The following is a 7,425-nucleotide window of genomic DNA, read 5'->3' as shown; positions in this document are numbered from 1 at the left end:
CAACATAAGTATGCAGGTTGAAGAGTCTCAAAAACGTGCAAAAGAGCTTTATCACGAATTAAGAGGAATCGTCTCCATGTACAAAGAATAACACCATCCTGAAGACAGCTCTAAATAAAACCCCAGCTTAACTGTAAATTTTTGCTATAATACCTTCCACCTTTTGCTTGTTATCTCCTTCTACCGTTTTTCGGAGGTTAAAGATGCTTTTTAAAAAACCACAGGTGGCATTCTATCCCTTCATGGTTTTAAGGGATCCTGACAGATGTGTCAAATGTAAGTCCTGCGTTGACCAGTGCACATTTGACGCAACTTACTACGATGAAGATTACGACAAGATTATGAACCGTAACGAAAACTGTGTTAACTGCAAAAGATGTGAAGCATTCTGTCCAACAGATGCTATAAAGGTCGTCCCAAACCCTTCAACATTCCATCCAGATGCTAACTGGACACCTGAAGCAATTAGAGACATTCACGTCCAAATGCTCACAGGCGCCGTTATTCTCACATCCACAGGAAACGACAAACCTTACAGAAACTATTTTGACCACCTTCTCCTCGATGCATGTCAGGTAACAAACCCATCAATTGACCCGTTAAGAGAACCGATGGAACTAAAGACCTTCTTAGGAAGGAAACCTGACAGGTTAGAATTTGAAGAAGATGAAGTATCCATAAAAACAACTATTGGAAAACAACTTGAACTTGAAATACCCGTTCTATTCTCTGCAATGTCCTACGGTTCTATCAACCTCAACCTTCAAAAAGCAATGGCAATGGCAGCAGAGGAAAACGGAACATACTGGAACACAGGTGAAGGTGGACTTCACAAAAGCCTTAGAAAGTATAAAGATTGCACAATCGTTCAGGTAGCGTCAGGAAGATTTGGAGTTGACATAGATTATCTTGAAACTTCAGCGGCAATAGAGATTAAAATTGGACAGGGTGCAAAGCCGGGAATCGGCGGACACCTGCCAGGTGAAAAGGTAAACGAAGGAATTGCAGAAACAAGGATGATTCCAGTTGGTGCGGATGCTATCTCTCCGGCACCTCATCATGACATATACTCTATTGAAGACTTAAGACAGTTAATTTACGCACTCAAAGAGGCGACAAACTACGAAAAACCCGTATCTGTAAAAATCGCAGCCGTTCACAACGTTGCTGCAATTGCAACCGGTATTGCCCACGCAGGTGCCGATATTATAGCGATAGATGGCTTCCGGGGCGGAACAGGTGCAACACCAAAATCCCTGAGAGACTACGTTGGTATCCCAATAGAACTTGCAATTGCAGCAGTTGATGAGAGATTGAGAAAAGAGGGATTAAGAAACAACGTATCACTAATAGCAGCCGGTGGATTCAGAAATCCTATCGACGTACTTAAAGCGATAGCCCTCGGTGCAGACGCTGTCTACATAGGTACTGTGGCTCTTCTTGCAGCCGGATGTACACAGTGCCAGCAGTGTCACACCGGTAGATGTGCATGGGGTATTACAACAAACGACCCGAAGCTTGCAAAGAGGCTCAACCCGAATATAGTTGCTGAAAACCTGTCAAACCTTTTAAGAGCGTGGAAACATGACATCAAAGAGATGTTGGGTGCCATGGGAATTAACGCAATTGAAAGTATAAAAGGCAACCGACTTCGCCTTAGAAGCGTCGGCCTGACAGAGCAGGAAAATAAAATCCTGGGCGTTCTGCCCGCTGGAATGTAAGGGGAGAGACCATGGAGCAGAAACAGCAGAAGAAAAAGAGAAGAAACCTTTACAAGGTTTATCCCATAGAGGAAAACTGTATCTCCTGCAGGTACTGCGAGGTTGCCTGCACTATGGTTCACAGTGAATCAAAAGATCCCATTAAGGCCTATAAACTTGAAGATCTTTTGCCGAGACCAACCGTTGAGGTGGAAGGTCCTGTTTCCCTATCTGTGATGTGTAGACACTGTAAACACCCGTTTTGCCTTGACGCCTGCATATCAGGTGCTATCTGGCAGGATAAAAACGGTGTTGTTCACCTTGACGAAGATGTGTGCGTCGGATGCTGGAGCTGCGTTTTAGTGTGTCCTTTCGGTGCAGTTCATCCACATCTTAATAAAAGACACTCTTTCAAGTGTGACCTCTGTGAAGGGAGAGATTTCCCCGCATGTGTTGAAGCATGCCCAAACAGAGCGCTCGTTTACGACAGGGAGAGGTGAAAATGAAATATGTAATAGTAGGCAACAGTGCTGCAGCAGTAGGCTGTATAAACGGCATTAGAAAAGTCAATAAGGAAGGCGAAATAACCGTTATCACCTACGAAAAGGAAGGTTGCTACTCAAAGCCAATGATAGCCGATATTCTCGTTGACCTTCCTGAAGAGAAACTTATCTACAAAGGTAAAAAGTTCTTTGAACAGAAAAACGTAAGAGTGTTACTTGGAACAAAGGCAATAAAGATTGATCCAGAGAAGAAAGAAGTCGTTCTTGACACCGGAATAGCTGAAAGCTACAACAAACTTTTAATCTCTACAGGTGCAAAACCGTTTGTACCTCCAATCAAAGGCAGCGAAAAAGAAGGCGTCTTCACATTTACAGAGTTATCAAAAGCAAAGGCCGCAAAAGAGTACATAACAAAAAACGGCATCAAAGACGTTGTTGTAATTGGCTCTGGTTTTATAGGTCTTGAAGTTGCCTACTTCCTGAGAAAGAAAGGAATAAACGTTTACGTTGTGGAACTTCTCAACAAGGTACTTGGAAAAGCACTTGACAACAGGGGCTCTGAAATCGTAGAGAAAATAATGAGAGATATCGGCATAAACTTCTTCTTTGAAGATACTGTAGAGGAAATCCTTGGAAACGAAAAAGTAGAAAGCGTAAAACTTAAATCCGGAAAAATTATTAATGCTGAAATGGTAATCGTTGCAATAGGTGTTAGACCGAACACAGAACTTGCCCAAACAGCAGGAATAAAAGTAAACCGCGGCATTGACACAAATCTGTTCATGGAAACATCCATCCCGGATATATATGCTGCTGGAGACTGTGTAGAAAACATAGACATTACAGACGGTACAAAGAAAAATCTTCCCCTCTTTCCCCTTGCCTTTGAACAGGGACTTGTTGCTGGACTTAATATGGCTGGAAAGAAGATGAAATATCTGGGCGGACTGCCTCTCAACTCATTAAAATTCCTTGAAGAGGTTCCGGTCCTCAACGCAGGCATCGTGGAACCGCCGGACTCAACATACGAAGTCCTCGTAAACGATAGGTTCGAAAAGAGGGGATACTACCGAAAAGCTATAATTAAAGATAACCGCCTTGTAGGCTTTGTTGCCATAGGAGAAATTGACCGCGTCGGTATTCTCACAGGTATTATCAGACAGAAACTTGACGTATCAACGTTTAAAGAAAAGCTGGTTGATATAGACTTTGGTCTTGTTCACCTTCCAAAGAGCTGGAGAGAGGCAAGAATCCAGCAGGATAAAACAGGCTATAACGACTGGAGGCCCGAAGAATGATGAGTTACTCTGAAATGTCTGGCTGCGGTCTCGCAGGTTTTATTAACAGAGACGGAAAAAGAGTCTCTGGAAAAGACATCTTTGACTCTATAACATCCATGAAGGAACGTGGAAACGGTATGGGTGCCGGCTACGCCGCATACGGTATCTATCCGGATATGGCCGAATACTACGCATTCCACGTTATGATGGACAGCATGGACATAGCAACCGAAATTACGGCTGTTTTAAATAGATTCTTCCATATCGTCAAAAGCGAAATGATACCTACAAAGAGCGTCCCATCCCTCTACAAAAAGACAACGCCCCCTGTATTTTACAGATACTTTGTAACACCAAGGGAAGATGTGAAGCTTCCCCTTGAAACAGAAGAAGACATGGTTGTAAGAGCGGTGATGACCATCAACGAAAATATAAAAGGTGCCTACGTAATTTCCAGCGGTAAAAATATGGGGGCTTTCAAAGGTGTAGGCGAACCGGATGAAATTGGTGAATTCTTTGAGATAGATCAGTATGAAGGATACATATGGATAGCTCATACCCGCTTTCCGACAAACACTCCAGGTTGGTGGGGAGGTGCCCATCCATTTACGCTACTTGATTGGTCAATAGTCCACAACGGAGAGATAACCTCTTACGGAACGAACAAAAGGTATGTTGAAATGTACGGTTACAAGTGTACACTGCTCACCGATACAGAAGTTGCAGCCTACATCTTTGACCTTCTCTTTAGAAAACACAAACTCCCGATAAAGGCAACTCTAATGGCAATTGCTGCACCTTTCTGGAAAGACATTGAATACCTGAAAGAGAAAAAGCTTAATAAAGTTGCAGAAATGGCTAAGAAGATAAGAGAAATCTACTCTTCCGCAATGCTAAATGGACCATTCGCAATGCTCTTTGCCTACAAAGACGGTCTCATAGGATTCAACGACAGGATAAAACTTCGTCCTTTCGTTGCGGCAATTAATGGTGACACCGTATATATGGCAAGCGAAGAGTCAGCTATAAAGGTTATCTGCAAAAATCCAGAAAAGGTGTGGATGCCAAGAGCCGGGGAACCGGTTATCGCACTCATGAATTACTGTAAAGACGGCATCTGCCACCCGGGATAACATCTTATAAGAGGTAGGAAAATGGAAGTTAAACAGCTTAACGAAACAACCTATGAGATAAAGTGCGGGACAGCCCACTACAGAATCGTTAACGCAAAGATAAAAGAGTTAGTTAAAAACGGTGCTGAAAAGATAATACTCAGAGAAGTTTACGGACAGAGGTACATAGGAACGGGAATAAAAGAACCTGTAAAAATAGAGATTCACGGAACCGCTGGAAATGACCTTGGAATATTCCTTTACAACCCGAAGATTGAAGTTTTCGGAAATGCCCAGGACTGCGTCGGCAACACAATGATGAAAGGAGAAATCATCGTAAGAGGCCATGCTGGTGACGTTTGCGGATATGGAATGAGAGGCGGAAAAGTCTATATAGAAGGAGACGTAGGCTATAGAGTTGGCATACACATGAAAGGATACAAAGAGTTCGTCCCAACATTTATCATAGGCGGAAAAGCTGGCAATTTCTTCGGTGAATACATGGCAGGTGGAAAACTCATACTTTTAGGACTCAACAGAAAAAGCGGTGAAGATATCGTAGGTGACTACTGCGCTACAGGAATGCACGGTGGAGTCATATACGTTAGAGGTGAAGTACCTAAAAGGTATCTTGGTAAAGAGGTGAAAATTTTCGAAATAGACGACAAAGATAGGGAGATACTTGAAACAGAACTTAAAGGCTTTGCTAAAGCGTTCAATTTAAGTGTTGAAGAGATAATGTCAGAACCTTTTACAAAAATCGTTCCCGTAAGCGCAAGACCTTACGGAAGAATGTACGCCCACAGATGGGGAATAGCAAGCGGAATAATAAAGTAAATATTCTTTAAGGCGGGCATCCCCGCCTTATACAAGCCTCATCCAGACCTTTATGTCAGCAGGTTTTCAAAATGCACACAGTTTTGGCTGTGAACAAAAGCATATTAATCAAACCTATCCTTTCTTAACATTCAATGCATAGAATTTTATAGAACGACTTGATATACTATCCATACGAAAAAGTTTGTTGTCTTAGAGAGGACATATGGAAGGGAAAAATAGACTTTATATAGGTGACAGGCTATTCCAAACCCTCGCATTCTTATCAACGGTTATTATTGTAGTATCTCTTTTTGCCATAGGTGTCACTCTCTATAAAGAGGCAGCTCCTGCTATCCACAAATTTGGAATTATTAACTTTATAAAGTCTCCCGATTGGAATCCGCCAATGGATGAGTTTGGCGGACTACCGGCAATCTACGGAACAATTGTCAGCACCATTATTTCTATTGTTCTTTCAGTCCCCGTAGCAATTGGAATTGCCATTTTTTTAACAGAAATAGCACCAGACAGGCTTAAATCACCCATCGGCATAGCAATAGAACTTTTAGCAGCCATTCCAAGTATCATCTACGGTATGTGGGGACTTTTCTACTTTGCACCTTTTGTAAGGAACCGCCTTCAGCCGATTATACATGCAACTCTCGGGAAATTGCCCGTTATCGGTGAATGGTTCTCCGGATTTACTCCCGGGATAGGCCTGCTTACTGCTTCTTTAGTCCTTGCCGTCATGATTCTACCTTTTACCGCAGCAATAGCAAGAGATTCCTTCAACATGGTCCCGCCTATTCTTAAAGAATCTGCCTACGCATTAGGCGCAACAAAGTGGGACGTTATGAAAGATGTCGTTCTACCTTACGCAAAGTTAGGTGTTATAGGCGGTATTATTCTATCCTTAGGCAGAGCCATGGGTGAAACGATGGCAGTAACCTTTGTTATGGGAAACCAGCCGGTAATTCCCCAATCAATACTTCAACCTGCAACATCAATAACAGTTACTCTTGCAAATGAATTTGCTGAAGCAGATACAAAAATATATCTATCCAGCCTCTTCTTCCTCGCACTCATACTTTTTGTTATGAGCTTCATCGTGATAGCCATAGGAAAGTTTCTCTTCCTCAAGAAAGTTGAGAGAGGTAGATAGTGGACGCCTTTAAAAAGAGAAAAATCGTTAACAACATTGTTCTTATACTCTCAACATTAGCGGCATTGTTCGGCATTCTTTGGCTTGTATGGATATTAGGGACCCTTGTATATAAAGGCGGGGCTACCTTATCATGGCAGGTATTCGTTGGAAATCCTCCTGCCCCGGGAGACAATACAGGAGGCTTAAAGCATGCAATAATAGGTCAAATTTTAATCGTGTCCATAGCAGTAATAATCGGTGTTCCCATAGGTATCTTAGCCGGAACTTTCCTTTCCGAATACGGAAAAAACAGCAGACTTGCAAATATAGTAAGGGACATTTCTGACATCCTCATGAGCGTTCCTTCAATCGTAATAGGTACGTTTGTTTATGCAATTTTAGTTGAACCTTTTGGACATTTTATGGGTATTTCCGGTTCTGTTGCCCTTGCAATTATGATGCTTCCCATAATAGTTAGAACAACTGATGATATGTTAAACATGGTTCCAAGAGAACTCAGAGAGGCAGCATATGCCCTTGGCGCAACAAAATCCAAAGTAATTACCTCCGTTGTTTATAAAGGTGCCATAACAGGTATCATAACGGGCGTGATACTTGCCGTTGCAAGAATTGGTGGTGAAACGGCTCCACTTCTCTTTACATCCTTTAACAACAACTTTTTGACATACAACGTTTTTCAGCCCATGGCGTCACTTACAGTAACGATGTACGATTACGCCATGAGTCCTTACGAATACTGGCAGAAACTTGCCTGGGCAGCAGCCATAATACTCACATTTGGCGTTCTTGCTCTTAATCTCATAGGTCGTGCCATAGCCAAGTGGAAATTTAAAAAATAGTAATCGG

At 42.4% G+C, this 7,425-nt stretch carries 7 protein-coding genes; all 7 read left to right on the top strand.

Going from position 1 to position 7,425, the window contains the following annotated elements; genetic code table 11:
- Window positions 1–203: 203 nt before the first annotated feature.
- The 7 genes from MV676_RS05115 to pstA all read left to right on the top strand — a co-directional run bounded on the left by MV676_RS05115 (window position 204) and on the right by pstA (window position 7,418).
- Entirely contained in the window at window positions 204–1,721 is a 1,518-nt protein-coding gene (locus MV676_RS05115; RefSeq protein ID WP_297445670.1) for a glutamate synthase-related protein, read from the top strand.
- 11 nt (window positions 1,722–1,732) lie between these two features.
- On the top strand, window positions 1,733–2,200 hold the full coding sequence (locus MV676_RS05110) for a 4Fe-4S dicluster domain-containing protein (RefSeq protein ID WP_022847556.1): 468 nt from the start codon (window positions 1,733–1,735) through the stop codon (window positions 2,198–2,200).
- 2 nt (window positions 2,201–2,202) lie between these two features.
- Window positions 2,203–3,501: an FAD-dependent oxidoreductase gene (locus MV676_RS05105; protein ID WP_297445669.1), complete on the top strand. Its 1,299-nt coding sequence runs from the start codon at window positions 2,203–2,205 to the stop codon at window positions 3,499–3,501.
- The gene (locus tag MV676_RS05100) at window positions 3,498–4,616 is read left to right on the top strand and encodes a glutamine amidotransferase family protein (protein ID WP_297445668.1); all 1,119 of its coding nucleotides are present in this window, start codon (window positions 3,498–3,500) and stop codon (window positions 4,614–4,616) included. The genes MV676_RS05105 and MV676_RS05100 overlap by 4 nt, the downstream gene beginning before the upstream one ends.
- Window positions 4,617–4,637: 21 nt before the next feature.
- Window positions 4,638–5,432, top strand: coding sequence for a hypothetical protein (locus MV676_RS05095; protein WP_022847559.1), 795 nt, complete (start codon window positions 4,638–4,640; stop codon window positions 5,430–5,432).
- A 205-nt stretch (window positions 5,433–5,637) separates the two neighbouring features.
- Entirely contained in the window at window positions 5,638–6,576 is a 939-nt protein-coding gene (gene pstC / locus MV676_RS05090; protein WP_297445667.1) for a phosphate ABC transporter permease subunit PstC, read from the top strand.
- Window positions 6,576–7,418 carry a phosphate ABC transporter permease PstA gene (gene pstA, locus MV676_RS05085; protein ID WP_022847561.1) on the top strand — a complete coding sequence of 281 codons (843 nt, stop codon included), beginning with the start codon at window positions 6,576–6,578 and terminating at the stop codon, window positions 7,416–7,418. Before pstC ends, pstA begins: the two co-directional genes overlap by 1 nt.
- Window positions 7,419–7,425: the final 7 nt, after the last annotated feature.

Source organism: Desulfurobacterium sp. (assembly GCF_027028515.1).
Classification (GTDB): Bacteria; Aquificota; Aquificia; order Desulfurobacteriales; family Desulfurobacteriaceae; genus Desulfurobacterium_A.
Note: the sequence above shows the minus strand (reverse complement) of the source record. Positions and strands in the feature narration are given on the sequence as shown.